This window comes from Sphingomonas populi, assembly GCF_004208535.1.
In the GTDB taxonomy this organism is placed as follows: Bacteria; Pseudomonadota; Alphaproteobacteria; order Sphingomonadales; family Sphingomonadaceae; genus Sphingomonas; species Sphingomonas populi.
Map to the genome: position 1 here is coordinate 188,496 of NZ_SGIS01000003.1, position 24,429 is coordinate 212,924.

General features: G+C 65.4%; 21 protein-coding genes and 1 pseudogene. 11 read left to right on the forward strand and 11 right to left on the reverse strand.

Going from position 1 to position 24,429, the window contains the following annotated elements:
- Position 1: 1 nt before the first annotated feature.
- The 3 genes from EWE75_RS03310 to EWE75_RS03320 are packed head-to-tail and all read right to left on the reverse strand — an operon-like array spanning position 2 to position 3,515.
- Complete coding sequence (locus EWE75_RS03310; protein ID WP_130155271.1) at positions 2–1,045, reverse strand: alpha/beta hydrolase; 1,044 nt, start codon at positions 1,043–1,045, stop codon at positions 2–4.
- A complete protein-coding gene (locus EWE75_RS03315; protein WP_130155272.1) occupies positions 1,042–2,109 on the reverse strand; it encodes a DUF3089 domain-containing protein in 1,068 nt (355 codons plus the stop codon). The genes EWE75_RS03310 and EWE75_RS03315 overlap by 4 nt, the downstream gene beginning before the upstream one ends.
- On the reverse strand, positions 2,106–3,515 hold the full coding sequence (locus EWE75_RS03320; protein ID WP_130155273.1) for a flavin monoamine oxidase family protein: 1,410 nt from the start codon (positions 3,513–3,515) through the stop codon (positions 2,106–2,108). The genes EWE75_RS03315 and EWE75_RS03320 overlap by 4 nt, the downstream gene beginning before the upstream one ends.
- A 240-nt stretch (positions 3,516–3,755) precedes the next feature.
- On the opposite strand from EWE75_RS03320, the gene EWE75_RS03325 reads away from it, so the two are divergent.
- Positions 3,756–4,175 carry a c-type cytochrome gene (locus EWE75_RS03325; protein WP_130155274.1) on the forward strand — a complete coding sequence of 140 codons (420 nt, stop codon included), beginning with the start codon at positions 3,756–3,758 and terminating at the stop codon, positions 4,173–4,175.
- A gap of 72 nt (positions 4,176–4,247) precedes the next feature.
- Here EWE75_RS03325 and EWE75_RS03330 read toward each other — a convergent pair whose 3' ends face one another.
- Together EWE75_RS03330 and EWE75_RS03335 are read right to left on the reverse strand one after the other, a co-directional pair.
- Positions 4,248–5,096, reverse strand: a complete 849-nt coding sequence (locus EWE75_RS03330) for a DUF1838 family protein (protein ID WP_130155275.1) — start codon at positions 5,094–5,096, stop codon at positions 4,248–4,250.
- Between the two features lie 14 nt (positions 5,097–5,110).
- Entirely contained in the window at positions 5,111–6,109 is a 999-nt protein-coding gene (locus EWE75_RS03335; protein WP_130155276.1) for a DUF1838 family protein, read from the reverse strand.
- A gap of 194 nt (positions 6,110–6,303) precedes the next feature.
- On the opposite strand from EWE75_RS03335, the gene EWE75_RS03340 reads away from it, so the two are divergent.
- Genes EWE75_RS03340 through EWE75_RS03350 form a run of 3 tightly spaced genes read left to right on the forward strand, consistent with a single transcriptional unit; the run spans position 6,304 to position 9,464 of the window.
- The gene (locus EWE75_RS03340) at positions 6,304–7,914 is read left to right on the forward strand and encodes an FAD-binding oxidoreductase (protein ID WP_130155277.1); all 1,611 of its coding nucleotides are present in this window, start codon (positions 6,304–6,306) and stop codon (positions 7,912–7,914) included.
- Positions 7,911–8,912 (forward strand): zinc-binding dehydrogenase, encoded by a 1,002-nt coding sequence (locus EWE75_RS03345; protein ID WP_130155278.1) that lies wholly within the window; start codon positions 7,911–7,913, stop codon positions 8,910–8,912. The genes EWE75_RS03340 and EWE75_RS03345 overlap by 4 nt, the downstream gene beginning before the upstream one ends.
- 24 nt (positions 8,913–8,936) lie before the next feature.
- Positions 8,937–9,464 carry a DUF3598 domain-containing protein gene (locus EWE75_RS03350; protein WP_130155279.1) on the forward strand — a complete coding sequence of 176 codons (528 nt, stop codon included), beginning with the start codon at positions 8,937–8,939 and terminating at the stop codon, positions 9,462–9,464.
- A 48-nt stretch (positions 9,465–9,512) separates the two neighbouring features.
- Here the strand turns inward: EWE75_RS03350 and EWE75_RS03355 are convergent, their stop codons facing one another.
- Together EWE75_RS03355 and EWE75_RS03360 are read right to left on the reverse strand one after the other, a co-directional pair.
- Positions 9,513–10,565 (reverse strand): DUF1838 family protein, encoded by a 1,053-nt coding sequence (locus EWE75_RS03355; RefSeq protein ID WP_130155280.1) that lies wholly within the window; start codon positions 10,563–10,565, stop codon positions 9,513–9,515.
- Positions 10,566–10,628: 63 nt separating this feature from the next.
- Positions 10,629–13,190, reverse strand: a complete 2,562-nt coding sequence (locus tag EWE75_RS03360; RefSeq protein ID WP_165388254.1) for a TonB-dependent receptor — start codon at positions 13,188–13,190, stop codon at positions 10,629–10,631.
- 289 nt (positions 13,191–13,479) lie between these two features.
- On the opposite strand from EWE75_RS03360, the gene EWE75_RS03365 reads away from it, so the two are divergent.
- On the forward strand, positions 13,480–14,727 hold the full coding sequence (locus EWE75_RS03365; RefSeq protein ID WP_165388255.1) for a serine hydrolase domain-containing protein: 1,248 nt from the start codon (positions 13,480–13,482) through the stop codon (positions 14,725–14,727).
- Positions 14,728–14,737: 10 nt separating this feature from the next.
- A complete protein-coding gene (locus EWE75_RS03370) occupies positions 14,738–15,754 on the forward strand; it encodes a zinc-dependent alcohol dehydrogenase family protein (RefSeq protein WP_130155283.1) in 1,017 nt (338 codons plus the stop codon).
- On the opposite strand, the gene leuD is transcribed toward EWE75_RS03370, so the two are convergent.
- A complete protein-coding gene (leuD, locus tag EWE75_RS03375; RefSeq protein WP_130155284.1) occupies positions 15,751–16,338 on the reverse strand; it encodes a 3-isopropylmalate dehydratase small subunit in 588 nt (195 codons plus the stop codon). The two genes, EWE75_RS03370 and leuD, sit on opposite strands and share 4 nt — an antisense overlap.
- Positions 16,335–17,765: a 3-isopropylmalate dehydratase large subunit gene (locus tag EWE75_RS03380; RefSeq protein WP_231708189.1), complete on the reverse strand. Its 1,431-nt coding sequence runs from the start codon at positions 17,763–17,765 to the stop codon at positions 16,335–16,337. Before EWE75_RS03380 ends, leuD begins: the two co-directional genes overlap by 4 nt.
- A 96-nt stretch (positions 17,766–17,861) precedes the next feature.
- Here EWE75_RS03380 and EWE75_RS03385 point away from each other — a divergent pair, with 96 nt between their 5' ends.
- Positions 17,862–18,593: a GntR family transcriptional regulator gene (locus EWE75_RS03385; protein WP_231708190.1), complete on the forward strand. Its 732-nt coding sequence runs from the start codon at positions 17,862–17,864 to the stop codon at positions 18,591–18,593.
- Here EWE75_RS03385 and EWE75_RS03390 read toward each other — a convergent pair.
- Positions 18,583–19,749 (reverse strand): CaiB/BaiF CoA transferase family protein, encoded by a 1,167-nt coding sequence (locus EWE75_RS03390; protein ID WP_130155287.1) that lies wholly within the window; start codon positions 19,747–19,749, stop codon positions 18,583–18,585. The genes EWE75_RS03385 and EWE75_RS03390 overlap by 11 nt on opposite strands.
- Before the next feature lie 65 nt (positions 19,750–19,814).
- On the opposite strand from EWE75_RS03390, the gene EWE75_RS03395 reads away from it, so the two are divergent.
- From EWE75_RS03395 to EWE75_RS03410, 4 genes are read left to right on the forward strand one after another with little or no spacing between them, the layout of a single operon-like run.
- Positions 19,815–20,774, forward strand: a complete 960-nt coding sequence (locus EWE75_RS03395) for a hydroxymethylglutaryl-CoA lyase (protein WP_130155288.1) — start codon at positions 19,815–19,817, stop codon at positions 20,772–20,774.
- The gene (locus EWE75_RS03400; protein WP_206364664.1) at positions 20,771–21,475 is read left to right on the forward strand and encodes an isochorismatase family protein; all 705 of its coding nucleotides are present in this window, start codon (positions 20,771–20,773) and stop codon (positions 21,473–21,475) included. The genes EWE75_RS03395 and EWE75_RS03400 overlap by 4 nt, the downstream gene beginning before the upstream one ends.
- On the forward strand, positions 21,468–22,343 hold the full coding sequence (locus EWE75_RS03405) for a polysaccharide deacetylase family protein (protein ID WP_130155289.1): 876 nt from the start codon (positions 21,468–21,470) through the stop codon (positions 22,341–22,343). The genes EWE75_RS03400 and EWE75_RS03405 overlap by 8 nt, the downstream gene beginning before the upstream one ends.
- Complete coding sequence (locus EWE75_RS03410) at positions 22,340–23,251, forward strand: polysaccharide deacetylase family protein (RefSeq protein ID WP_130155290.1); 912 nt, start codon at positions 22,340–22,342, stop codon at positions 23,249–23,251. Before EWE75_RS03405 ends, EWE75_RS03410 begins: the two co-directional genes overlap by 4 nt.
- A gap of 197 nt (positions 23,252–23,448) precedes the next feature.
- Here the strand turns inward: EWE75_RS03410 and EWE75_RS03415 are convergent.
- Positions 23,449–24,324, reverse strand: a pseudogene (locus EWE75_RS03415) (IS256 family transposase); the annotation flags it as partial.
- Positions 24,325–24,429: the final 105 nt, after the last annotated feature.

The window sequence follows — 24,429 nt, forward strand, 5'->3', positions numbered from 1 at the left end:
ATCAGGGCTGCGGCCCGAACGTCCGATCAAAATACGCGATCGTCGCGGCCAGCGCCTTGCGATGTGCTGCGGCGGTGGCTTCGGGGGTCTTGGCGTGCCAGCCGTGATTGGCGCCCGGCAGAATCAACGTTTCCACCGGCACTCCAGCCGCCTTCAGCACCGCCGCCATCCGCTCGCTTTGTTGATAGGGCACCGCCACATCGGCATCGCCGTGGATCAGCAGCATCGGCGCATCCGTTTTGTCGACATAGGTGACCGGCGACACCCAGGTCTTCTGGGCAGTCGTGCACTGCGCCGTCGTGCATCCCACGAACAACCGTGTCGGATCTTCCGGCGGCTGGGGCGGGATTTTCACCGGCCCTTCAAAGTTGAAATCGTAAATGCCGAACCAGCCCACCGCTGCCTGCACGCAGTCGGACGGTGGTGTCGCAGCGGGCACGTCGGTCGTGCGCCGACGCCGCTCGTCCACGGGATCGAATTTGGCCACGCCGCACGTCGTCGCCGCCACGCCGATCAGGTGACCGCCTGCGGATTCGCCCCAGATGCCCACCTTAGCGGTATCGATGCCGAACGCCGCATCCTGGCTGCGTAGCCAGCGGATACCCGCCTTCACGTCACGAATCGCTGCCGGGAACGGCGCCTCCTTGGCCAGCCGATAGCTGACTGCTGCAACCACATATCCCCGCGCCGCCATCCGCGCGAGCACGCCCGGCCAGTCGGCATAGGCTGCGGCACCCTGCGGCGTCCCCGCGACCCACCCGCCGCCATGTACCCAGATGAGCAGCGGACGCTTCGCCGCGATCGGCTTGGCAGGGCGGTAAATGTCCATGCGCAACGGGCGATAGCCCATCGGCTCAGCAAAGATCCGCTCGCTGTGGATCACGGTGCCGCCCAGCATCGGCGTGTCCGCCGCCAGTTCGGACGGCGGCGCCGGCTTGCCGCGCTCCAGGATCGGGACGCCTGCAGCAACCTCGTCGGCGCTTTGCGCCAGAGCGGACGACGCGGAGAGCAGCAACGCCGCCGCCGCGATCAGGCGGGCGCTCATTTGGACACCTTCACGAAAGCGGCAATCCGCTGCGCCGCATTGGCGCGGATATCGGCATAGAACAGCCCCATGTCGTGAAAATGCATGCTTCCCCCCATTAATGGCTTCATATCCAGTGCAGGATCGGGCTTCGCCACCAGATAGCCGTCATCCTCGCACCGCACCGCGACCAATCCCTTGCGCAGCGGCAGCACCGGGCCGGCACCCGCTTCGCCCGGCACCGCGCCCTTGCTCGCTTCCCGGCTGGCCGCCGGCCGGGCGCGATCGAAGGTCAGCGGATTGATGCACAGCGCGCGCTTGCCCGGCGTATCGCCGTATTTGGCGACATAGTTCTTCGACATCATCGCCGCGGCCGGCGCCCGGACCATCGTCGGCAATACGGTGTTCCATCCGATCACGCAGCCGGTCTGCGCTGGCCGGTCGCACGGCCGCAGCGCCTTGTAGCGCGTGCCGAAATCGCCCTCGAGCAGGTTGATCCCCACGACATAGGCCGCCACCATGCGCTTCGCGAGCGGCGTGCCGTCGATGCGGCGCTCCAGCAGTTGGGCGATGTGCCACGCGCCCTGGCTATGGCCGACCAGAATGAACGGGCGGCCATGATTGTCGCGCTTCAGATAGTCGTCGAACGCGCGCTCCACATCCGAATAGGCCAGGTCGAACGCCGGACGCCCGGCGCCGTCGAGCTGGAACACCGCGCGGCCCACTGCCTGGCGGTATCGCGGTGCGAACACCCGGCAGCATCCGTTGAAGATCGCCGCCTGCCGCGCGATGACGCTGCCATCGGTCCGGCGATTGGTCTCGGCATCGCCCAGATCCTGGTTCCACGCCGTCGCGCTGCTAAACGTCGTGGGGTGGACATAAAACACATCCACTTTGGGCGCCTTTGCCAGCCCCGAAGCACCCTGCGGCACGGTAGCGGCGACGCCTTCCTGCCCCGGCCGCGCGGCCCAGCTTTCCGCCTTGGCGTAATCGGGAGCGGTTGGCGCAGTCGCGGGATCGAAGGCCTGCGCCAGTACCGGCGCGCTCCACCCCAGCAGCGCCGCAGCGACGATCGCGCGGATCATGCGGTCAACACTTCGATGGCGACACGCTCGGACGATTCCAGCGCACCTTCCAGCCCGCGCGCCCCTTCGGCGGTATGCTCGCCGCAGAAATGCAGCCGCCCCATCGGCGCGGCCATCACCTTGGCGAACGCCGTTACCTGGCCCGGCTTGAAATAGGCGATCTGCCCCAAAGTGAACCGCTCCTGCGACCAACTGAACATCGCGGCGCCCTTCACCTTGCCCTTGGCGGCGGGGCGCAGCGCCTCCAACCGCGCGACCACATTCTGCAACGCCGCTTCCTTGCCCATGCTATCCCACATCTGGGCAAGGTTGCCGCGCGCCTGAACCGTCAGGCCGGTGATTTGGCTGGGATCGGCGCCAAAACGCTGCGGCATCACCACGCCCAATTGGTCATCGGTGAACATCGCCGGCGACAGGCCGTCGTTCAGCCAGAACGGCTCGCTCGCGGTCAGGAAGGCGATGGTCAGCCCGTTATAGCCGAGCGTCTGCACCGCCTGCGCCTGTGCGCCGGTAAAGCCCGGCGTTACCGCGATGTTGCGCAGTGTCGAAAACGGCAGCGAGCACACCGCCCGCGCCGCGCGGTACACCGATCCGTCGAGACAGCGGACCTCCACCCCGTTCGGCTGCACGTCGATCGCGACGATTTCCCTGCCGAGCAGGATGTCGCCCTTGATCAGCTTCGCCATGCCCAGCGGCAGGTGGATATTGCCGCCCTTCACCGCCAGCGACTTCTTCCCCACAGCGATCTGCGTCTTGATGAAGCCGTCGTTGAACTCCATCATCAACTGCGACATTTCGAACGCATTCATCCCGTAATAGGGCGACAGATCGTTCGCCAGGCGGATGGCCGGATCGCTCAGGCCCTGCGTCTTCAGGAAGGCGTTCAGCGAAATATCGAGCGCAGTGTTGGCCGGATCGTTCCAGGTGCTGAAATCCGCCAGCCTTGTGTGCTGCGCGACCAGCTTGCCGACCACTTCGCCGGGCAGATTGGCCTTCAGCGCATCCGGGAAGGGATTGACTGGCGACCGCGCCCATTCCTCACGCGTCATCCGCTTGCCGTTCAGCCACAATTCCTGCGGCGGGCCGCCATAGAAGCGCGGCGTGATGTCGACCATCTCGACACCGGCCCGCTGGGCAGCATCCAGCCCGCGGCCATAGCCTTCGCCCATCGAGTTGAAGCCCATTTCGGGGTAGCCGGGCTGGTCCAGCAGCGTGAACACCCGCCCGCCGACGCGCTGGCGCCCTTCCAGCACCAACACCTTCTGGCCCTCTTTCTCCAGCAGCGCCGCAGTGTTTAGGCCAGACACACCGGCGCCGAGAACGATCGTGTCGATCGGCCGGTCCGTCTTCGCTTTGCCCTGTGCCCGCGCCGATCCGATCGCCAGCGTTGCGCCGGCGGCGGCCATCCCGATGCTAAATCCCCGACGCGTAAGCTGCACCCCGGCCTCCCTGAAAATTCTTCTTGCGGGAGAGTGCACCGCAGCGGCGATGCCGTCGAGGTGGTGCCGGTCCCTGCTCGCTTGTCGGATAACCGGCGGGCGCCCTTTTGACGCGCCAGTGTCGGGGTTTAGGCGATGGACGCCCCTGTTCAGTCCGGGTCAATTCCCGCAGTGCGACAGGAACGGCTGATTATCAGGATGATGCTTATGCGTTCACGGGTTCCCTTCTTCGCCTTGGCCGTTTCTACCGTCGGCCTTGTCGGCGCCCTGGTGATGCCGCGCGCCGGTGTCGCTGCTGCCCCTGCGGCCCCCACAGGCAATTCCGCCACCGGCGCCAAGCTGTTCCTGCAATGCCGCGCCTGCCACACGGTCAACCCCGGCGGCACCAACGGCGTCGGCCCCAACCTGGCCGGCGTGATCGGCACCAAGGCGGCCAGCAAACCGGGCTATACCTATTCGCCGGCGCTGAAGAACGCGGCGCTGCGCTGGGACGCTACGACGATGGACGCCTGGCTTACCCGCCCGGCCAAGGTCGCGCCGGGTAACAAGATGGCCTTTGCCGGCATCGCGAATCCGCAGTCGCGAGCGGACATCATCGCCTATCTGAGCACGCTCAAGGCGAAGTGATCCCCACCGAACCACAAAAGGGGCCGGATCGTGCGTTGCGACCGGCCCCTTTTCGTTTCCCGCTCTGCTCGATCAGGCAGGCTTGTAGATCGGATCGAGCAACCCGCCCGGATTTTCAAGGATCTGCGGCCATTTCTCGCGCGTCGCCTTGGTCCAGCGTTCGGGCAGGTCCGCCATCGTCACGCCGAACCGGCCATTGCCCACCGCGCTCAGATGGCCGGGATGGCCGGCCATGTTCATCCACGGGCGCCAGTCGACGAAATTGGTGAAGTTCGATTCGGTCGGCACGCGCTTCACGCCGGGCTTCATCAGGTCCGCCACATGCGCGTGCATCGACACGGTTTCGCTATAGCGGAACGGCTTGGGCGCGCCCGGGATCGGGGCCTGGGTGCGCGTCACGTCGGTGAACCAGATATCGTCGCCGCGCACTTCGGGATCGCGCACATGATGGTCCGTTACCATGCCCGGCAACACGCGTGAAAATTGCAGTTGCAGGTCGGGCAGGATCGCATAGCGCGACGGCGGCAGGTTGGTGCGCGGATCCTTGGCGATCTTGCCGGTATAGGGAATCAGGAACTCGCCCGGAGCTTCGCCCGTCTTGGGGTCCAGGAAATGCGCGATCTCGCCGCTGAACACGTCGAAGCCGCCATCCACGCGTGCGCGATAGCGGGTGAAGGTCACGCCGATCACGTCCCACAACGGCGTGACTTCGGAATCGACCACACCGAAATAACACCCGCTGATATAGCTGATCACCAGCCGCTCATCGAGCGCCCCGCGCATCAGGATATAGGCGCGCAGTTTGCCTGCGGCCGATTGCACATCCAGCGTTCGCGTCCGCGCAACAGCGGGCGATGCCGCCGCTGCGAGTGCGCCGACGCCAATCAGCCCCAATGCCCCACGACGGTCGATTCCTGACATGGCGTTCCTTTGGCTCAACGCTTGATCGCGGCGGGCGGCTGCGGCGGGGTCCAGCCTGCGGGAACCGGCGCCGGCTTCTGGAAGCGGGCATAGTTTTCGAGGCTGGAATAGGACGGGCCGTAGTCTTCCGTCGGCGCGTGCAGCCACTTCTCGTCCATCGCGCGCGCGGCAGCCACGACGTCGGGGGAGAGTCCCTTTTCGCCCTTCGACTCCGAACCATAGTTGCAGACATAGCTGATGTGCCCGGGCGCCTGCCCCATCAGCATCCAGGGCAGCCAAGGCGTGATACGCGACCAGGAACCGACGTGCGGGATGTGCGTCAGGCGCGGATTCGCCACATCGGCGCGCTTCATGAAGTAGGTGAAATATTCCGACACCCGGTTCATCGGCCCCGACGATTCGCGCACCCATTTTTCCGGGTTGAGCGCGTTCGGGTAGAACAGGTCGATCGCGGTGTTGAGCAGGATATTGCCTTCGCCATCCTCGCTCCAGTCGAGCAGCAGCGGCCGGCGTGGCGGCTTGTCCTTGTTGAGCCCGCCATAAGAGGGCGGCTCGGGTGCGAATTCGCTGATCGTGAAATTGAACGGATCGTTCGCGATCGGGACCACCGCCACCTGTTCATTGGTATAGGGGTTCAGCCAGCTCTTCATGATCTCGCCGGTCTTCAGATCGCGGTAGAACACCACTTCGCGCAGCATCTTGCGATAGCTTCCGTCTTCGAGCTTCTTCAGGCGGGTAAAGCTGAAGCCTTCGACCTTGAACAGCGGGCGAACGCGCTCATTCTCGCGCACGCCGTACGCCGTACCCTTGATCCAGCCGCACTTTTCCTTGGCGGTGTTCAGGTCGCCGTCGAGCCGGGCAAACGTATCGCGGTTCCACTTGGGATCCTTGAAGTCGATCTTCGTCTGAAAATCGGGCTTGGGGGCTGCGGCCATGGCCGGCGCCGCCGCCGCCATGCCCATCGCAGTGCCCATCAGGCCCAATCCCTCGCGCCGTGTAAGTCCGGTCTTCATCGCGCTTCTCCCCAAGGGTATCTCTTCACCTCGCAAGCTGCCTCACCCCCGATGGCCGCGTCATCCGCTCGTCCGGGCCTATCCGCACAACGGATAGCGCCCCGAATGCGTGACGCAATGCCGCGCGTACCGCTCAATTGTCGTGGTGAATGCAGGGCGCGGAAACCGCCCGGCCCAATTTAGAGAGGACCGACATGCAGACCGATGCGCTGGCAGTGCTTGCCAATTCGACCATCGCGGATCTGCGCGACGCGCTGGCCACCATCGTCGGCACCGACCATGTCCAGGACGATCATGATGCACTGGCGCTGGTCAGCGAGGATATCTGGGAAAAGGCGCCGCACCTCGCCGCGCTGATCGCCGCGCCGGGGTCGCTGGAGGAACTGCGCGCCGTCGTCGCCGCAGCGGCCGAAGCGCGGGTGGCGATCGCGCCGCGTGGTGCGGGGATGAGCTATACCGGCGGCTATCTGCCGGCCAATGATCGCACCCTGTCGCTGGACATGCGGCGGATGAATCGCGTGCTGCGGATCAGCCCCGAAGACATGGTGGTGACGGTCGAGGCGGGCTGCAGTTGGTCCGATCTGCGCAAGGCGCTCGCCCCGCACGGGCTGCGCACGCCGTTCTGGGGGCCGTTCTCCGGGCTTTATTCCACCGTCGGTGGCGGCTTGTCGCAACAGAATGCGATGTTCGGCGCGGCGCGCTATGGCACCACCAGCGAAAGCGTGGTCGCGCTGACCATCGTCACCGGCGATGGCCGCATCCTGAAAACGGGTGCGCGCGGCGCTGATGGGAACAACCCCTTCTACCGCCATTACGGCCCCGACCTTGCCGGCCTGTTCTGCGGCGACAGCGGCACCTTGGGCGTGAAGGCCGAAATAACGCTGCGCCTGATCCGCACCCCGGCGTTCGAGGATTACGCCACCTTCTCGTTCAAGAGCGGCGCGCAGATGCTGCGCGCAATGGCGGAGATTTCGCGCGCCGAACTCGCATCGGAAATGTGCGCCTTCGATCCTGGCCTGACCAAGGTGAGGCTGCAGCGCCAGTCGCTGCTCTCCGACGTGAAGACGCTGGGCGCGGTGATCGGCAAGCAGAAGAATCTCGGCAAGGGGCTGCTCTCTGCCGCCAAGATCGCGTTCGGCGGTCGCAACTTCATCGAGGATGAGGAATATCCGCTCCATGTAATGACCGAAGGCCGGTCGAAGGAGGGCGTCGCCGCCGACATGGCCGCGATCCGCGCCATCGCCACAGCCGAAGACGGCGCCGAGGTCGAGAACACCATCGCCAAGGTGATGCGCGCCCAGCCTTTCCCCGAACCCAATTCGATCCTGGGGCCGAAGGGCGAGCAATGGGGATCGGTGCACGGCCACGCCTCGCTGTCCGCCGCCCCGGCGATGTTCGAGGAAATCGAGGCGATGTTCGCCACCCGCAAGGCCGATTTTGAAGCACATGGCGTCCATTACGGCTACCTCTTCACCTCGCTGTCGACCAACGCGATTACGGTCGAGCCGGTGTTCTATTGGCCCGATGCCTATCGCCCGGTGCACGCATCGATGATCGAGCCGGCGCATCTCGCCCGACTGCCGCGTATTCCTCCCAACCCGGAAGCGACCGCCGTCGTCGCCAGCGCACGCAATGCGGTGAAGGACATCGCCGCCCGCTATGGCTGCGCGCATTTCCAGGTCGCCCGCACCTATCCCTATCGCGAAAGCCGCGACGGCGCCTCGCGCGGGTTGCTGGATGCGGTGAAGGCCGAGCTGGACCCGCACGGCATCCTCAATCCCGGCGCGCTCGGCTTCCCGGCATGAGCGACTATCGCGCGATACAGTTGCAGCGCTTCGCCGACACCTTCCGGGCGGGGTGCGAAACCGTGACGCTGGCGGAGGTTGCCCCGGCGCCGGGGGAAATCCGCGTGCGCAACCGCTTCTGCGGCGTCAACGGCATCTTCGACACGCAGATCGCCCGCAACGCCGTCGACTATGTCCGCATCCCGCTGCCAAGCTTCACCGGCGTCGAGGCGCTCGGGCTGGTCGAGGCGATCGGCGAAGGCGTGACGGGGCTGGAACTCGGCGATCCGGTCGTCACCACCCGCTTTGGCCGCGGCTATCGCGAAGTCGCGATCGGCCCGGCGAGCGAGTTCGTGTCGGTGCCGGAAGGGAGCGCGGAGATGCTTGCGCTCGCCTCCACCGGCGTTTCCGCGCTGCTCGCGCTCGAACATATCGGCCAAGTCCGCGACGGTGAGACGGTGGCGATCTCGGCAGCCGCCGGGGGGCTGGGGCATTTGCTGGTCCAGCTTGCCCTGTTGCGCGGCTGCACGGTGTTTGCCGTCGCCGGCGGGCAGGTGAAGGGCGATTTCCTGCGGTCGCTCGGCGCGCACCGGGTAATCGACTATCGCACCGAGGATGTCGGGGCGGTGCTCCGCGACGAGGCCCCGCGCGGGATCGATGTCGCGATCGACACGGTCAGCGGCGCGATTTTCGATGCGTTCCTCGCCAATATGGCGTCCCACGGCCGGCTGGTCGTCGCGGGAGCTGCGGCGGATCTGGACGGTAAGCCGGAGATCGTCACCGGCCCGCGCATCGCCCATGCGATCTACTACAAGGGCGTTTCCGTCCGCGGCTTCATGAACGGCCTGCTGACCGACCTTTGGGCGCCGGCCCGCGCAAAGCTGTTCGCGCTGCATGCGGCAGGCCAGATCGCCGTCACGCGCGATGCGCGGGCGTTCGACGGCCTCGATTCAGTTCACGACGCCGTCGAATGGCTCCTGTCCGGCCAATCGATGGGCAAGGTGATGGTTTCTCTGTGATATTTGCCCTGGGGAGATGAGACGATGATCGACGAAATGAACAAACCCGGCGTCCGCGAAGCGATGCCGATCCTCGCCAGCAACGAAGGCGTTTGGGAGGGCTGGTATCGCTATTACGACGCCGCTACCGGCGCGCTGATCGACGAGCACCGTTCGCGGCTGATCTGCCGGCTGTTCACCGACGAAGGCGGCGTCGATCGCTATCACCAGACCAACTATTATTTCTGGGAAGATGGCCGCACCGACACGCGCGACTTCCCGGCATGGTATGAAAATGGCCGCATCTGGTGGGACAATGATCTGATCAAGGGTTGGGCGGCGCACATGCAGCCGGACGATTTCAACCGCTCGACCTGCCTCAACTGGGTGCGCAAGAACGAGCCGGGCATCTATCTGTACGAGATGATCCAGAACAACGACGCGCGCACCCATCGCGCCCGCACCTGGCAGTGGTTCCGCGACGGCATCTGCTACCAGCGCACGCTGATCGACGAAAAGTTCATCACGCCGGACTGGAAGACCTTCACCGACCAATCCGCCCCAAAGAACTGATCCAAATAGGGGGCGTCCACCACGCGGTGGGCGCCCCTTCTTTGGTCGCTACGTGCCCTGCAACGCCCGCTTGCGCGCTTCGGCCAGCGGCGAGACATAGCCCGGCGTTTCCGGCGGCACGGTCTCGGCATAGGCTTCCAGCGTGCCGCGCACCCCTTCGTCAGGGCCGTCGGTCGGCTCTTCCAGCAAATCAGGGCGATCGCGCTCGACACGCTTCAGCACGACCTTGGGAATATCCTCTTCGGTGCCGGTGATCTTATAACTGAACATGCGGCCCATCAGCACGCCTTCGACGCCGCTCTGCCCCATCTTCATCCACGGCCACCACGGCGCCTGCCGGGTAAAGCCCGCATGGAAGCGCGCCGACGTCACGCTGCGGTCGTCGATTTCGGCGGTCGGCGTGAACACGGTGAAATGCTCGGACGGATTAACCCGCGCGCCGCTCGACGCTTTCGGCCAGCCCTCCGGCGTCACCGGGTTGGTATATTCATGGGCATAGTCCCAGCCGAGCAAATACTGGTCGCCCACCCGGTTCCACGGCAGGCGGAACGGCGCGCCCTTGGCGGTCTTGCCCTTGCCCATGTCGTTATTGACCGTCTCGCTGTCGCCGACCTTGAACACCTTCTGCTCCAGGCCCAGCGTGCCGCGCCAGCGATCGTTGAGGAAGGGGAAGACCTCGCATTTCTCGCCGGTCCAGGGATTGTCCCACACATCCAGGATCTCGCCGGTGTGCAGATCGGTGAAATAGCCGCATTCCTTGCCCAGCACCTTCACCGAACCATCGGGCTGGATGATGTTGCGGTTATTGCCAAAGCCGTAATAGCCGAACATCGGCACCGCCCGCTTCGACCCGACGATCGCATATTGCACGCCGTAATAGCCGGATTTGACCGCCTTCGGGCCGATCGTCCCCCACATCTTGGCAAAGCCGTACAAATTCTCGCGCGGGTCCAGCACGTCGAGCGGGCGGAGATTGGGATTGCGCGACTGCGAGGCCGCAGCGGCGGCGAACGGCGGCACCAGACCGGCCGCCGCACCCATTCCCATGAACCCCAGCGCAGACCGCCGCGACACAGCGTTATGCATCGTTTCAAACAGCATCGAACTCCCCTCCAAAGAAAAGGGGGCCGGTTCCCCGACCCCCTTTGACCGCGCGCGTGGCGATCAGAATTTCGCCCCGACCGTCAGGCCGACGCGGCGTCCCTCGCCCCGGTAGATTTCGGGAACGCTGAACGCGAACGGCACGCCCGCGCGCGGCTGGCCGATCGCATTGGCGACATAGAGTACGTCGAAAATATTGTTGGCCCACAGCGCCACGCTGTACCGGTCATTCTCCACCGCGATCCGCCCGCTGGTCAGCGTGCGTTCGCCGAAGAAGGCGGTGTTGGGCAGGTTGGACGGCGATGCGCCGGTATGGCTGACATCCGCGCGGGCGAACAGCTTCCAATCGGCGCCCAGTGGCACATTGACGGTGCCGTAGAGATTCCACGACAGCTTCACCGAACGGGTCGGCCGCTTGCCTTCCAGCGAGTTCACGGCGCGCGTGCCGCTAGGCGTGGTCACTAGGATGACCGGCGGGCATCCCGGTGCCGCCACCGCCGCCGCACCGGTGCCGATCACGCATTGGACGGCGAGCGACGCATCATACGCGCCTGCCTGGAACTTCGGATTCGAATAAACCAAGCTGCCGCCGAGCTTGAAATACTCTGCCAGCCGCAACTCGCTCTGTACTTCAAACCCGGTCAACTTGAGGTTGCCGGCGTTGCGCACGATGCGGGTGGGGTTCACCGCCGTCGGGTTCAGCGTGAAGGCCGAAACCTGCGCATTGGTCCAGTCGACATGATAGACGGATGCGTTCAGCAGCAGCGCGCGATTGAACAACTCGCTCTTCACGCCCGCTTCATACGTCCAGTTCTTTTCTTCCTGATAGGCGACTTCGTCGGCCAGGATGCCGGTCGGGCCGACAGGGTTGGCGGTGTTGAAGCCGCCCGAACGCACACCCTTTGCGGCGGTCGTGTAGAAGAAGATGTCCCGCGTCGCCTGATAATCGATGGTAAAGCGCGGGGTGAAGCTGTTGAAGGTGCGCGCGAAGAGGGGGCCGGCGACCGGGAACGTGCCGGGCGCGGGAACCGTGGTGCCCGAAATCGGCGCATTGATGCCGGGCACGCTCAGCGGATTGGATACCGAGAAGACCTGGGCGCGCTTGCGATCGATATTATAGCGACCTTCTGCCCCAAATCGCAGATCGCCCAGGCGATAGCCCATGGATGCGAAGATCGACATCGTCCGCGTGCTGGCGGCCGAATAATTGGCGTATAGCGAGTTTGACAGACTGCTCGACAGGAACGGGTTGGCGGTGAAATCATAGGCGCCGACACCCGTTGCGGCAGGGGGCGTCGTCTGGCTCACCTGCACCAGCCGCTCATTCGCAGCCAGGCCGGTTCGATCGCTGGCGATACCCAGCCCGGCCAGCGGGATGCGCGAATTGAAGAAGCTGCCACCGAAGATCCACTGGAACGGCGAACTGTTGTCGGATTGCAGCCGGACTTCCTGGCTGAAGGTTCGCACGCGCTCACGGTTGGAGCTGAGCAGATTGACGTTCTGCAGCCGGGTATAGGCCCCCACGGGCGAACACGCCGCGCCCAGGGTGCAGACGCCGAAAACGGTACCGCCGGCAGTGACGTCATAATCGTTATATGCGCGGTTTTCCGCTTGGGTGAAGCCGGTGATGCTGGTCACGGCGACGCCGCTGCGCCGCCAGTTGAGGTTCAATGAAACCTGGCGCGCATTGGCAACCGTGTCGGGCGCGTTGGCGGTGATCGAGCTGACGTCCTTCGCCTTCAGCTCGCCGCAATACACGGTGCGCAGGCCGGTCGCCGCGTTGACCGAACCGCAGTTGAACGATGCCAGCGGCAACGCGCTGACCGCCGACAATTCGGTTGCCGAATGCGATGCGAAGCCGGACAGACGCGCTGTCAACTCGGTCGTCGGGCGGAATTCGAGCGCGCCGGTAACGGCATATTTCTTGGTGCCGGACAAATTGTCCTGCGGGTCGCCGCTGTTCTTCCCGAAGCCATCATAGGTTACGTATCCGCCACCGAGGCGAACGGCCAGCGTATCGGTCAGCGGTGCGGAGATCGAGCCGCGAACCCGGTAATCCTCGTTCACACCGACGGTCGCCTGAACATTGCCTTCGAGCTTGTTGGACGGACGGCGCGTCGAAATCGACATGGCACCGGCGAAGGTCGAACGGCCAAACAGCGCGCTCTGCGGGCCTTTGGCGATTTCGATCTGGCCGACATCCAGCACCGACAATATGTCGATCGTGTTGCGGCTGGTCTGATAGATGTCATCGATGAAGACGCCGACATTGGCCTCGACGTTCAGATCGTTGGTGGTGTTCGCCGGCGCCTGGCCGCGAATATAGATGTTCGTCAGTGTGCCACCCGAAATCGTCGTGATCGCAACGCCCGGCGTTGCGTTGGTCAGATCGTTCAGGCTGCTGATGTTGCGTTCATTCAGGTCCTGCGCGCTGAGCGCGGTGATCGCGATCGGCACCGTCTGGACATTCTCTTCGCGGAGGCGTGCGGTGACGACGATCTCGTCTTCCACGCCGCCCTTTGCCGGACCGCTGGCGTCCTGAGCGAACGCAGCCTGCGGCATGGCAGCAGCAGCGATCAATGCGAGTGCCGATACCTTGGCACGAATCGAACCCCGATATTTCATTATATAACCCTCCCTGATCGCGCCGCCCGCAGAGGCGGTGGCCGCATCTCGCAACCCCGGATTTGCGCGGGAACTGATGGGAACGGGATCTTCTGGCACGGCTCCCCTTGTGACCGTGCCAGTCCCCGTTCCGCCCATATGCGAAATCCGGTTGCCGCAACCTTGGCATAAGCAGGTTTTTCGCGGCTTCCTCCGCATCTGTGTTCGTATAACCGCTCTACGATCAGTTAACGCAGCCACCTTGCCCCAAGCGGCGTGAATCGAGATCGAGGACAGCATGGAGAAGCCCATGGCATCGGCGCAGCCTACGCGCACCCGCCGCGGATGGACGGCATTCGCCGCCGTCGCTCTGCTGTCCATGCTGACCGCCGCCAGCGACCCGGACGACGAGGCGCTGTATCGCGAGCGATTCGCCACGCTGATGCAGAATGGCGGCGTGATCCTGAAATATGATCCGATGGAGCCTGTCGTCGGCTCACCCGCGCCGCAGCCGCTGCCCGTGGCTGCCGCGCCTTCCATCGCCCCCCAGGCGCTCGATGCCGCAGTCGAGTTTGCCGCGCGGATGAACTCGACCGCGCTGATCGTCTGGCGGAACGGGAAGATCGAACGCGAAGCCTATTTCAAGGGGCGTGATCGCAGTAGCGAACTGGTGTCCAAATCGCTGTCAAAGCCGCTGTCTGCAATCGCTGTGGGACGTGCGATCGAACTGGGCAAGATCAAGTCTCTCGACCAGAGCGTCGCCGATTTCATCCCCGAATGGCGCGGTACGCCTAAGGCGGCGATCTTGGTCCGCCACCTGCTCGACATGCGCTCCGGGTTGCTGGAACAGATGGTCAGTCCCGATCCCGATCATCCCATCAATCGCGCCTATATCTCGCCGAATCTCACCAAGGCGTTGATCGACTATCCGCTGATCCACCCGCCGGGCACGCAATATGGCTATGCCAATGCCGTCGCAGACCTGATCGCCGTGGTCATCGAACGCGCGACCGGCGAGCGATACGCGGACTTTGTCGGCAAGCGCATTCTGGCGCCGATCGGTGCGCCGGGCGGCCAGATCTGGGTCAGCAAGCCGGGCGGGCTTGCTCATGCCGGCTGTTGCATGACGTTGCCGGCGGAAAGTTTCCTGCGCCTGGCCATTCTGCTGGCCGATGACGGCGTCGCGGGCGGCAAACGGCTGCTGCCACGCGGCTATGTGGCGCAGATGGTACGCGGCACGCCCCAGAACCCGCATTACGGCCTGGGCGTGTGGATCGCTGGGCCGTACGTTCAGCGCCGTGGTTTTGCTGCCCCCGAAAAGCCGGGGCCAAAGGTTCTGCACGCCGCCCCCTATCTCGACCGCGATCTGTTCCTGTTCGACGGCAATTCGAACCAGACCGTGTACGTTTCGCGGGCAGCGCGGTTGGTCGTGCTGCGGATGGGCGACAATCCGCCAGCACAGCCCGAATGGGACAATAGCTACCTCCCCAACCTCCTCCTCGGCAACATCCGCTGGAAGGCGGGCGCGCGTCGCCCCCTGCCCCAGCCCGCCCAGTGAAAGACAAGCCATGAAAGCCTATCGCATCGGCCCGCAGACCGGCCTCGACTCGCTCACGCCCGATAGCCGGCCCGATCTGGTGCCCGGCCCCGGGGAGGCGATCGTCAAAGTGCGGCTGGTGTGCCTCAACCACCGCGACCTGCTGGTGCTGGAGGGCAAATACGGCCCGCGCCGCCCGGAGGATCGCACGCCAGTATCCGAAGGCATGGGCGAAGTGCTGGCGATCGGCGCGGGCGTCACCGGCCTGGCGATCGGCGCGCGCGTGGTCGCACCGCATTTCGTCACCTGGATCGACGGCGATTTCCAGCGCAGCGCCTTTGCGCACGATGTCGGCATCACCCATGACGGCTGGCTGGCCGAACAGGTGCGTGTGCCCGCCGCTGCATTGGTGCCGGTGCCCGACAGCCTGAGCGACGTCCAGGCCGCGCCCCTCGCCTCCTCCGCGCTGACCGCGTGGAATGCCGTGGTCGAAGTGGGCAAGGTGAAGGCCGGCGACATCGTCCTTGCGCTCGGCACCGGCGGCGTTTCGATCTGGGCGCTGCAACTCGCCAAGGCCGCCGGTGCGCGCGTCGCGATCACCTCGTCCAGCGACGACAAGCTCGCCTTTGCCCGCAGCCTGGGCGCGGACATCACGATCAACTATCGCAGCACGCCCGATTGGGAAAAGGCGCTGCTCGACGCCACCGGCGGCGCGGGCGCGGACATCATCGTCGAGACCGGCGGCCAGGCGACGCTCGCCCAGTCGATCGACGCGGCGGCCACCAACGCGCGCATCGTCATCATCGGCGCGCTGGCGGGCAAGGCGAATGAAGGGCTCGCCAATTTCGGCACGATCATCGGCAAGAATCTGGTGCTGACCGGCATCGCCGAAGGCAGCCGCGCGATGCTCGCCCGGTTGGTCCGCGTGATCGAACTGCACGGCATCCAGCCGGTGATCGATCGCGAATTCACGTTTGACGAAGCAGCGGAGGCCTATCGCTACCTCGCCAGCGGCAGCCATGTCGGCAAGGTGCTGGTGCGGCTCTAATAGGCCCAGGGGCGCCGCGCTGCATCGGCAGCGCGGAACGCCGCAATCTCGTCGCGGCGTTGCAGCGTGAGCCCGATCTCGTCCAACCCGCCGATCAGCATCGCCTTGGCCTCCGCATCAATGGCGAACGGCCAATGCCCAGAGGCACCCGTTACGGTCTGGCTCGGCAAGTCGACGGTGATGGCGCCGGCTTCGGCGGCGATGGGCGTCGGATCGAGTTCAACCGGCACGATGCCGTTGCGCACGCAATTGGCGCGGAAGATCGGGTTGAAACTCGGCGCAATCACCACGCGAAAGCCATATTCGGCCAGCGCCCAGGCCGCATGTTCGCGGCTCGACCCACAGCCAAAATTCGCCCCGCCGAGCAGGATCGAAGCCCCGGCAAGGCGCGGCTGGTTGAGCACGAAGTCCGGGTTCGGCACCCGCGCCTTTGCGTCGCTATAGCGCCACCCGGCAAACAGCCCATCTGCAAGGCCATGCTTCGATACTGAGGTCATCTCGCGCGAGGGGATGATCGCATCGGTATCCACATTGTCGCGGATCAGCGGCACGGCGAGCGAGGTAACCTGGTCAAACGGCGTCATGCGAGAGCCCTCGGATCGGCGATCGCACCGGCAATGGCGGACGCCGCCACGGTTTCCGGCGAGGCCAGATGGGTGCGCGTGCCCGGTCCCTGCCGGCTTTCGAAATTGCGGTTGGTCGAACTGATCACCCGCTGCTGCGGACCAAAGCTCTCACCGCCCGCGAAGAAGCACATCGAACACCCCGCTTCGCGCCATTCGAACCCGGCCGCCAGGAAGATGCGGTCCAGCCCCTCGGCCTCCGCCGCCGCCTTGACCTGGCTCGATCCCGGCACGCAGATCGCGCGGATGCCCGGCGCGACGTGGCGCCCCTGCAACAGCGCAGCCGCGCGGCGCAGGTCGCTCAACCGGCTGTTGGTGCACGATCCGATGAACGCCGCGTCGATCGGCAACCCGATCAGCGGCGCCCCGCTCTCCAGCCCCATATAGGCCAGCGCGCGATCATAGGCTTCGCGGGTGTCGCGCCCCGCCACCGTGTCAAGCCCCGGCACCGCGCCATCCAGCCGCGCCGCCTGTTGCGGACTGGTGCCCCAGGTGACCATCGGGCACACCTCGGCCGCATCGACGCACAGCTCGGCATCGAACACCGCGCCCTCATCGCTGGCCAGATCGCGCCAATCCGCCACCGCCGCCTCCCACGCCGCGCCGCTGGGCGCATAAGGGCGGCCCTTCAGATAGGCGAACACCGTCTCATCGGCGGCGATCAGCGCAGAGAAAGCGGAGAATTCGGTCGCCATGTTGCACAGGGTCAGCCGCCCCTCGACATCCAGCGCGCGCACCGCCTCGCCGGCATATTCGACGACATGCCCCTTCGCGCCCGTAGATCCGAACCGGCCCAGCAGATGCAGCGCCAGATCCTTCGGCGTAACACCGGGCGCCAGCCGCCCGTCGATCGTGACCCGCATCGTCTTCGGCTTCTTCACCCGCAGCGTGGAGGTGGCGAGCGCATGCTCCGCCTCGCTCGATCCGATGCCCCAGGCCAGCGCCCCCAGCGCGCCCTGGCTGCAGGTATGGCTATCCGGGCAGACGAGCGTCACACCCGGCAGCACGATGCCCTGTTCGGGCGACAGCACATGCACGATCCCCTGCCGCGGATCGCCCAGATCGAACAAAGTGATCCCCGCCGCCTGCGCCGCCTCCCGCGTCGCGACGATGAAGTCGCGGCCCGTCGGCATGATCGTGCGATCGGTGCGGCCGGGCAGCGTATCGACGACATGGTCCATGGTGGCAAAGGCATGGTCCGGCGCGTGGACGCTGCGCCCGGCATCGGCCAGGCTCTTCAGCGCGATCCCGCCGGTGCGTTCGTGGAGCAGCACCCGATCGATCAGCACCAGCCCGGTGCCTCCGCCCAGATCGGCGATCCGATGCGCGTCCCACATCTTGTCGAAAGCAGTGCGCGGCTTCATCATGGTCGCGGCGTATCCGGGCATGGCCCCATTTGCCATCCTTCTATATCAAATGCATCCGACCAGCGGAGACAGCGGATTTCAGCGCCCCCCAAGTCCAGTATCGACCGCAAGAACGCCGTGCCGCTATACCACCAGATCTTCCTGGCGCTGCGCGACGCGATCCTGAGCGGCCAGCGACCGGCCGGATCGCTGCTGCCGACCGAGCATGAGCTGGCCGAGCAATGGGGCGTATCGCGCATCACCGCCCGCCGCGCGCTCGACGAACTCGCCCAGCATGGCATGGTCGAACGCCGACGCCGCACCGGCACGCGCGTCATCTTCCACGCGCCCGCCCCACCGATGGAAGCCGATCTGGACCATGCGGTCGAGGCGCTGATCGCCTTCGGTCGCGATACGCAGGTGCGCGTGCTGTCGATCACGCAAGAGGCCGTCGATGCCGAAGGCGCCGCCGCGCTGGCGCTGGCGCCCGGCGCGTCGATCATCCGCGCGGTGCGCCTCCGCCTGCAGGGCGACGAACCGCTGGGCTTGGTGGTCAGCCAGGTACCGGCCGCCGCCGCCATGGGCCGGATCGATGCCGCCGCCCTCGCCGCCAAGCCGATGCTCGCGCTGTTGCAGGAGCTGGGCCACCACCTGCAGGGCGGGCACCAGACCATTTCCGCGCTGTCCGCCGACTACGCACTGGCGACGGCGCTGGCGATCGAACCCCGCGCACCTGTGCTACGCATCGAACGGGTCGTGACCGGCGCGGGCGGCGCGCCGATCCTGCGCACCGTCGCCGACTATCGCGCCGATCGCTACCGGTTGCGCCTGGACCTGCACGGCCGCAGCGCGCCCGATCTCACCCCCTGATCGCGGCGATCTCATCGTCCGAATAGCCGATTTCGCGCAGGATCGCGTCGCCATCGGCATCGATTTCTGGAATGTCGTGCCACAGGCCGGGCCGTGCGCCGTCGAATTCGATCGGCAGGCCGGGCAACTTGGTCGCCGCGCCACCGGGGATAGTCACGTCGAGCAACCCGCCGGTGTTCAGATGCGGATCGTCGAACAGCTCGTCCGGCCGCGCGATCGGCGCGAAGGGCAGGCCCAGCCGCTCCAGCTTCTCCACCAGCGCGCCACGCTGCATCGACTGAAACAGCGCTCGCACCCGCGGCAGAATCACATCACGCGCCAGCACCCGCTGGTTGTTCAGCGCGAACTCGGGATCGTCGCCCAGATCGGCCAGATCGAACGCCGCGCAGAAGCTTTTCCACTGCCCGTCGCTGACCACGCCGACGAACACTTGCTCGTCCGCCTGCGCGGTTTCGAACACGTCATAGATCGCCCAGGCCGACACGCGCACCGGCATCGGCGCCGCCGCCTTCCCGGTAACTGCCTTCTGCGCCATATGCTGCCCAACCAGAAACGCCGTGGTTTCGTACAGCGCGCATTTCACTTCGCCGCCCGTCCCAGTGCGGTGCCGCCGCTCCAACGCGGCCAGCACGCCGATCACCCCGAACATGCCGCCGGTAATATCCACCACCGACGATCCGGCGCGCAGCGGGCGCCCGGGCGGGCCGGTCATATAGGCTAGGCCGCCCATCATCTGCGTCACTTCGTCCAGCGCGGTGCGATGCTCATACGGCCCGGCCAGAAACCCCTTGGCCGAACAATAGATCAGCCCCGGATTGGCGGCCGCCAGCACCTCATAGCCCAGCCCCAATTTGGCCAGCGTGCCGGGCCGGAAGTTCTCGATCAAGATATCGGCCTTCGCCGCCAGCCGCGTGGCCACGCCCAGCCCCACCGCGCTCTTCAGGTCCAGACAGATGCTGCGCTTGTTGCGGTTGAACATCGGGAAATAGCCCGCGCCCGATCCCAGCAGCTTGCGCGTCTGGTCCCCGCCCAGCGGCTCCACCTTAACCACATCGGCGCCCAGATCGCCCAGGATCACGCCGATCGAGGGACCCATCACCATGTGTGAAAACTCCACCACGCGGATACCCGCCAGCGGCAATGCGTCCCGATCCATCTTCGCTCCTCGACAGCCTTTCTTCATTTGATATAGATTGCATACAAATGGACAAGGAACCGGGGATGGCTGACCGCGCATCGGACAACGACATTCTGGTCAGCGAAGTCGGCCCGCGCGACGGGCTGCAAAGCATCGCTGCCGTCATGCCCACCGCCGCCAAGAAAGCGTGGATCGCCGCCGAGGCCGCCGCGGGCGTGCGCGAGATCGAAGTGGGCAGCTTCGTCCCCGCCAAGCTCCTGCCCCAGCTCGCCGACACCGCCGAAATCGTCGCTTATGCCAAGACGATCCCCGGCCTCGCCGTCGCGGTACTGGTGCCCAATGCGCGCGGTGCCGCCGCCGCGATCGAAGCGGGCGCGGACAAGATCACCCTGCCGCTCTCCGTCTCCGAAACCCACAGCCTCGCCAATCTGCGCCGCACCCATGACCAGGTGATCGCCGAAGCGCAGGCGATCGGCACGATGATCGCCGCCCTCCCGCCCGAGCAGCGCCCGCATTTCGAGGGCAGCCTGTCCACCGTCTTCGGCTGCACGCTGGAAGGGCCGATCCCGGATGCGCAGATCGCCCGCCTCGCCGCCGCGCTGATGGATGCGGGCTGTGACGAGGTCGGGCTGTCCGACACCACCGGCTATGCCGATCCCTCGGCGGTGCGCCACATGATCCGGCTGGTGCGCGGCGTGGTCGGCGATGCGGCGCTCACCGGCATCCACCTCCACAACACCCGCGGCCTGGGCCTCGCCAACGCCCTTGCCGCGCTGGACTGCGGCCTCACCACGCTCGACGCCTCGCTGGGCGGCATCGGCGGCTGCCCGTTCGCGCCAGGCGCCAGCGGCAATATCGTGACCGAGGATCTGGTGTTCATGCTGGAGGCGATGGGCCTGCGCACCGGCATCGACATCGATGCTTTGCTCGCAGTGCGAGAGATTGTGACGGCAGCCTTGCCGGACGAGCAGATGTTCGGGTTCCTTCCCGACGCGAAACTGCCGCTGGGCTTCACCCCTGCGGCGATGCGGAGGGCAGCATGACGACGGACGCACCCACTCCCGGCACCCGGATGGTCAGCGACGGGCGCACCGCGCGCGAAATCTTCGATGCGGTGATGGGCAATCCCGCCCGCGCCAAGTTCGGCTTCGGCAACCGGTTGGCGATCGTCAATGTCGATTTCCAGAACGCCTATACCCGGATCGATCAGTTCAAGACGGCGTATGAAACCGATCCGCGCCAGATCGAATGGACCAACACCATCTCCGCGCTCGCCCGGGCAAAGGGGATGCCGGTGATCTGGACCCGCGTTTGCTATCACGCCACCGCCGCCGATGCCGGGGTGTGGGGCACGCGCACCGATACGCCGGACAGCCTGCAGAACATCAAGCACGGATCGCCCCGCCACGCGTTCGACGATCGCTGCGCCATCGATCCAACGGTCGACATGATCTATGACAAGCACATGCCGTCGGCGTTTTTCGAAACGCCGCTGCAAAGCCTGCTCGTCTGGCACAAGGTGGATACGGTGGTCGTCACCGGCGGATCGACCTCGGGCTGCGTCCGCGCCACGGCGGTGGACAGCCTCAGCCGCGGCTATCGCACCATCGTCCCGATCGAGACCTGCGCCGACAAGCATGAAAGCTATCACTTCGCCAATCTGACCGATCTTCAGCTGAAATATGCCGACGTCGAACCGGTGCAGACGGTGATCGACTGGCTGAAGGCACAGCGCGATGCGTGAGGGCGAAGCGGACCCCGGCCTCTTTGATTTCCGCCCCTATCGCGGCCGCCCGGCGCTCGCATGGCCCGATGGCAAGCGGGTGGCGGTGTGGATTTCGCCCAACATCGAATTTTACGAACTCGATCCGCCGGCCAACCCGCATCGCAAGAGCTGGGCACGGCCGCATCCCGATGTGGTCGGCTATGGCCACCGCGATTATGGCAACCGCGTCGGCCATTGGCGGATGGCGGAAATGATGAGCAAACACGGCTTTCCCGGATCGGTCAGCCTGTCGGTGGCGATGTGCCAGCACCATCCCGAAATCGTCGCGGATGCGGCGGCGCGCGGCTGGGAGTTCTTCAGCCACGGCATCTACAACACCCGCTACAGCTATGGGATGGACGAAGCGCAGGAACGCGCCATCATCGAGGATTCGATCCGCACCGTCCGCGACGCGACCGGGCAGACGATCAAGGGCTGGCTCGCCCCCGCGCTGACCCACACGCCGCGCACGCTGGATCTGATCGCCGAATATGGCCTCAGCTATACCTGCGACCTGTATCATGACGATCAGCCGGGGGAAGTGCATGTCCGCCAGGGCCGCCTGATCTCCATGCCCTACAGCCTGGAGGTCAACGACCATTACGGCTTCTTCGTCTACAACATGAGCCCGCGCGAATACGCCGATACGCTGATCCGCCAATATGATCGGCTCGCCGACGAGGGTGGCACCGTGATGTGCATCCCGCTCCACGCCTACCTGATCGGCCAACCACATCGCATGGGCGCGTTCGAGGCGGTGTTGCGGCATATCGTGGCAGATGGCCGCGCCTGGATCACCCGGTCGGGCGACATCGCCGATCATTATCGCGCGCAGGTGCCGGCATGACGCTCGATCCCAGCTATCTCGAGTATCCGCTACGCCGCCACGGCATGGACCATGATTTCTATCCCTGGTCCAACCTGTTCGAACGCCCGCCGATCGCCTGGCCATCGGGTGCGGGCGTCGCAGTTGCCGTGGTTGTCAGCCTCGAATGGTTTCCGATCCTGCCGGTAGATGCGCCGTTCCGCGCGCCGGGGCATATGGTGACGCCCTATCCCGACTATCGCCACTATACCGCGCGCGAATATGGCACCCGCGTTGGGCTGTACCGGATGCTCGATGCGCTGGATCGCGTCGGCGCGCGGGCATCCTTCGCCACCAACGCCGCCATCGCCGATCGCTATCCCAGCATCCTCGCCGATCTGCGCGCGGCCGGACATGAGATCGTCGCGCATTCGACCGACATGAACGGCACCATCGCCTCCGGTCTGGCCGAAGCGGACGAACGCGCGCTGATCGCCACCGCGCTCGACACAATCGAGCGGGTAACCGGCGAGCGCCCGACCGGCTGGATGTCGATCGCCCGGTCGCAATCGTTCAACACCGCGCGCCTGCTCGCCGAAGCCGGCCTGCGCTACATGGCGGATTGGGTGAACGACGACCTCCCCTATGGTTTCGAAACCGGGGCCGGGCCGATCGTCAGCGTTCCGGTCAACCACGAACTGTCCGATCGCCAAATCATCACCGTCCAGCAGCATTCGGCCGAATCCTATGCCGAACAGATGCTCGACGCGTTCGCGCTCCTCCAATCGGAATCGGCCGGGTTCGGCGGGCGAATGCTGCCGCTGCACGTCACCCCCTATATCCTCGGCCTCCCCTATCGGATTGGCGCGTTCGAACGACTTTTGGCGGAGCTTTCGGCACAGCCGGATGCTGCGTTTCACATGCTTACGGAAATTGCCGGCGCCCGCTGAGTCGCGAGTCGCCAAGCGGGCACTTGGCAGTGGTTTTCCAGCCTGAATCTTCGATTGTTGCGAAAAGCGGCAGTTGATCGGACCATTGCGTAAAAATCATGCACGGCCCACCCATTTTACGACATAAAGGTCGTGGTAGCGGGTAGTGCCCCATGGCATGGTGTAAGAACACCGATCCTCGGCAGGGCCAAGGATGATCAGGCTGCCAGTGCTGGCAGGCTGATGCGCGGGTTATCGCTCAACGTGCCGATCGTTTCCAGCGTCATGTAGCGGCGTGACACCGACCACTCGTCGTTCTGTTCAAGCATGAGTGCGCCGACGAGGCGGATGACCGCAGCGGTGTTGGGGAAGATGCCGATGACGTCAGCTCTACGCTTGATCTCTTTGTTGACGCGTTCGAGCGGGTTGGTGGACGAGATCTGCGGCCAGTGCTCCTTCGGGAAAGCCATGTAGGCGAGCACCTCCTCGCGCGAGCCGTCCATCATCACGGCGAGCTTCTCGTATCGCTCGCGCAGCGCATCGGCGACGTGGTGCCACTGCTCGTGGGCAGCCTCGGCGCTCTCCTGGGCGAAGATCGTCTTGAGCATGGCGACGACGGCGGGGCGCTGCTTTGCACCGACATGCGCCAGTGCGTTGCGCATCCAGTGCACCCGGCAGCGTTGTTGGGTCGCGTTGAACACCTTGCCTGCGGCGCTGCGCAGTCCTTTGTGATCGTCGGAGATGACGAGCTTGACGCCGCGCAGGCCGCGATCGGCGAGCGAGCGCAGGAAGCTTTTCCAGAAGGGTTCGGCCTCGGACGGACCGCTCGCGACGCCGAGCACCTCGCGCTTGCCGAGCGTGTTGACGCCCACCGCCACTATCACCGCGGTCGAGACGATGCGGCCGCCTTCGCGCTCCTTCAGGTAGGTGGCGTCGATCCACAGGTACGGCCACTCGCCTTCGATCGGGCGGTTGAGGAAGGCGTTCACCCGCTCGTCGATCTCGGTGATCAGCCGGCTCACCTGGCTCTTCGAGACGCCGGTTCCGCCCATCGCCTTCACCAGATCGTCGACCGAGCGCGTCGAGATACCTTCACATGAGGAGTTTGGGGTCAAGCTATTATCAAAGTGACATGGCCGCCTCCTGGTTAGAGATCCATGGTCTGAGCCCATTGTATAATACCGGCCCGGTCACCGAGC

Excerpts from the sequence above, each read along its gene's own strand:
- EWE75_RS03360 (WP_165388254.1), bottom strand. The coding sequence starts at position 13,190 with ATGAAATATCGGGGTTCGATTCGTGCCAAGGTATCGGCACTCGCATTG.
- EWE75_RS03410 (WP_130155290.1), top strand. The coding sequence starts at position 22,340 with ATGACGCTCGATCCCAGCTATCTCGAGTATCCGCTACGCCGCCACGGC.
- EWE75_RS03370 (WP_130155283.1), top strand. The coding sequence starts at position 14,738 with ATGAAAGCCTATCGCATCGGCCCGCAGACCGGCCTCGACTCGCTCACG.
- EWE75_RS03320 (WP_130155273.1), bottom strand. The coding sequence starts at position 3,515 with ATGGCCGCCGCCGGCGCAACGCTGGCGATCGGATCGGCGCGGGCACAG.
- EWE75_RS03330 (WP_130155275.1), bottom strand. The coding sequence starts at position 5,096 with ATGTCAGGAATCGACCGTCGTGGGGCATTGGGGCTGATTGGCGTCGGC.
- leuD (WP_130155284.1), bottom strand. The coding sequence starts at position 16,338 with ATGACGCCGTTTGACCAGGTTACCTCGCTCGCCGTGCCGCTGATCCGC.
- EWE75_RS03335 (WP_130155276.1), bottom strand. The coding sequence starts at position 6,109 with ATGAAGACCGGACTTACACGGCGCGAGGGATTGGGCCTGATGGGCACT.
- EWE75_RS03350 (WP_130155279.1), top strand. The coding sequence starts at position 8,937 with ATGATCGACGAAATGAACAAACCCGGCGTCCGCGAAGCGATGCCGATC.
- EWE75_RS03310 (WP_130155271.1), bottom strand. The coding sequence starts at position 1,045 with ATGAGCGCCCGCCTGATCGCGGCGGCGGCGTTGCTGCTCTCCGCGTCG.
- EWE75_RS03355 (WP_130155280.1), bottom strand. The coding sequence starts at position 10,565 with ATGCTGTTTGAAACGATGCATAACGCTGTGTCGCGGCGGTCTGCGCTG.
- EWE75_RS03405 (WP_130155289.1), top strand. The coding sequence starts at position 21,468 with ATGCGTGAGGGCGAAGCGGACCCCGGCCTCTTTGATTTCCGCCCCTAT.
- EWE75_RS03340 (WP_130155277.1), top strand. The coding sequence starts at position 6,304 with ATGCAGACCGATGCGCTGGCAGTGCTTGCCAATTCGACCATCGCGGAT.
- EWE75_RS03395 (WP_130155288.1), top strand. The coding sequence starts at position 19,815 with ATGGCTGACCGCGCATCGGACAACGACATTCTGGTCAGCGAAGTCGGC.
- EWE75_RS03380 (WP_231708189.1), bottom strand. The coding sequence starts at position 17,765 with ATGCCCGGATACGCCGCGACCATGATGAAGCCGCGCACTGCTTTCGAC.
- EWE75_RS03315 (WP_130155272.1), bottom strand. The coding sequence starts at position 2,109 with ATGATCCGCGCGATCGTCGCTGCGGCGCTGCTGGGGTGGAGCGCGCCG.
- EWE75_RS03345 (WP_130155278.1), top strand. The coding sequence starts at position 7,911 with ATGAGCGACTATCGCGCGATACAGTTGCAGCGCTTCGCCGACACCTTC.
- EWE75_RS03325 (WP_130155274.1), top strand. The coding sequence starts at position 3,756 with ATGCGTTCACGGGTTCCCTTCTTCGCCTTGGCCGTTTCTACCGTCGGC.
- EWE75_RS03400 (WP_206364664.1), top strand. The coding sequence starts at position 20,771 with ATGACGACGGACGCACCCACTCCCGGCACCCGGATGGTCAGCGACGGG.
- EWE75_RS03365 (WP_165388255.1), top strand. The coding sequence starts at position 13,480 with ATGGCATCGGCGCAGCCTACGCGCACCCGCCGCGGATGGACGGCATTC.
- EWE75_RS03390 (WP_130155287.1), bottom strand. The coding sequence starts at position 19,749 with ATGGATCGGGACGCATTGCCGCTGGCGGGTATCCGCGTGGTGGAGTTT.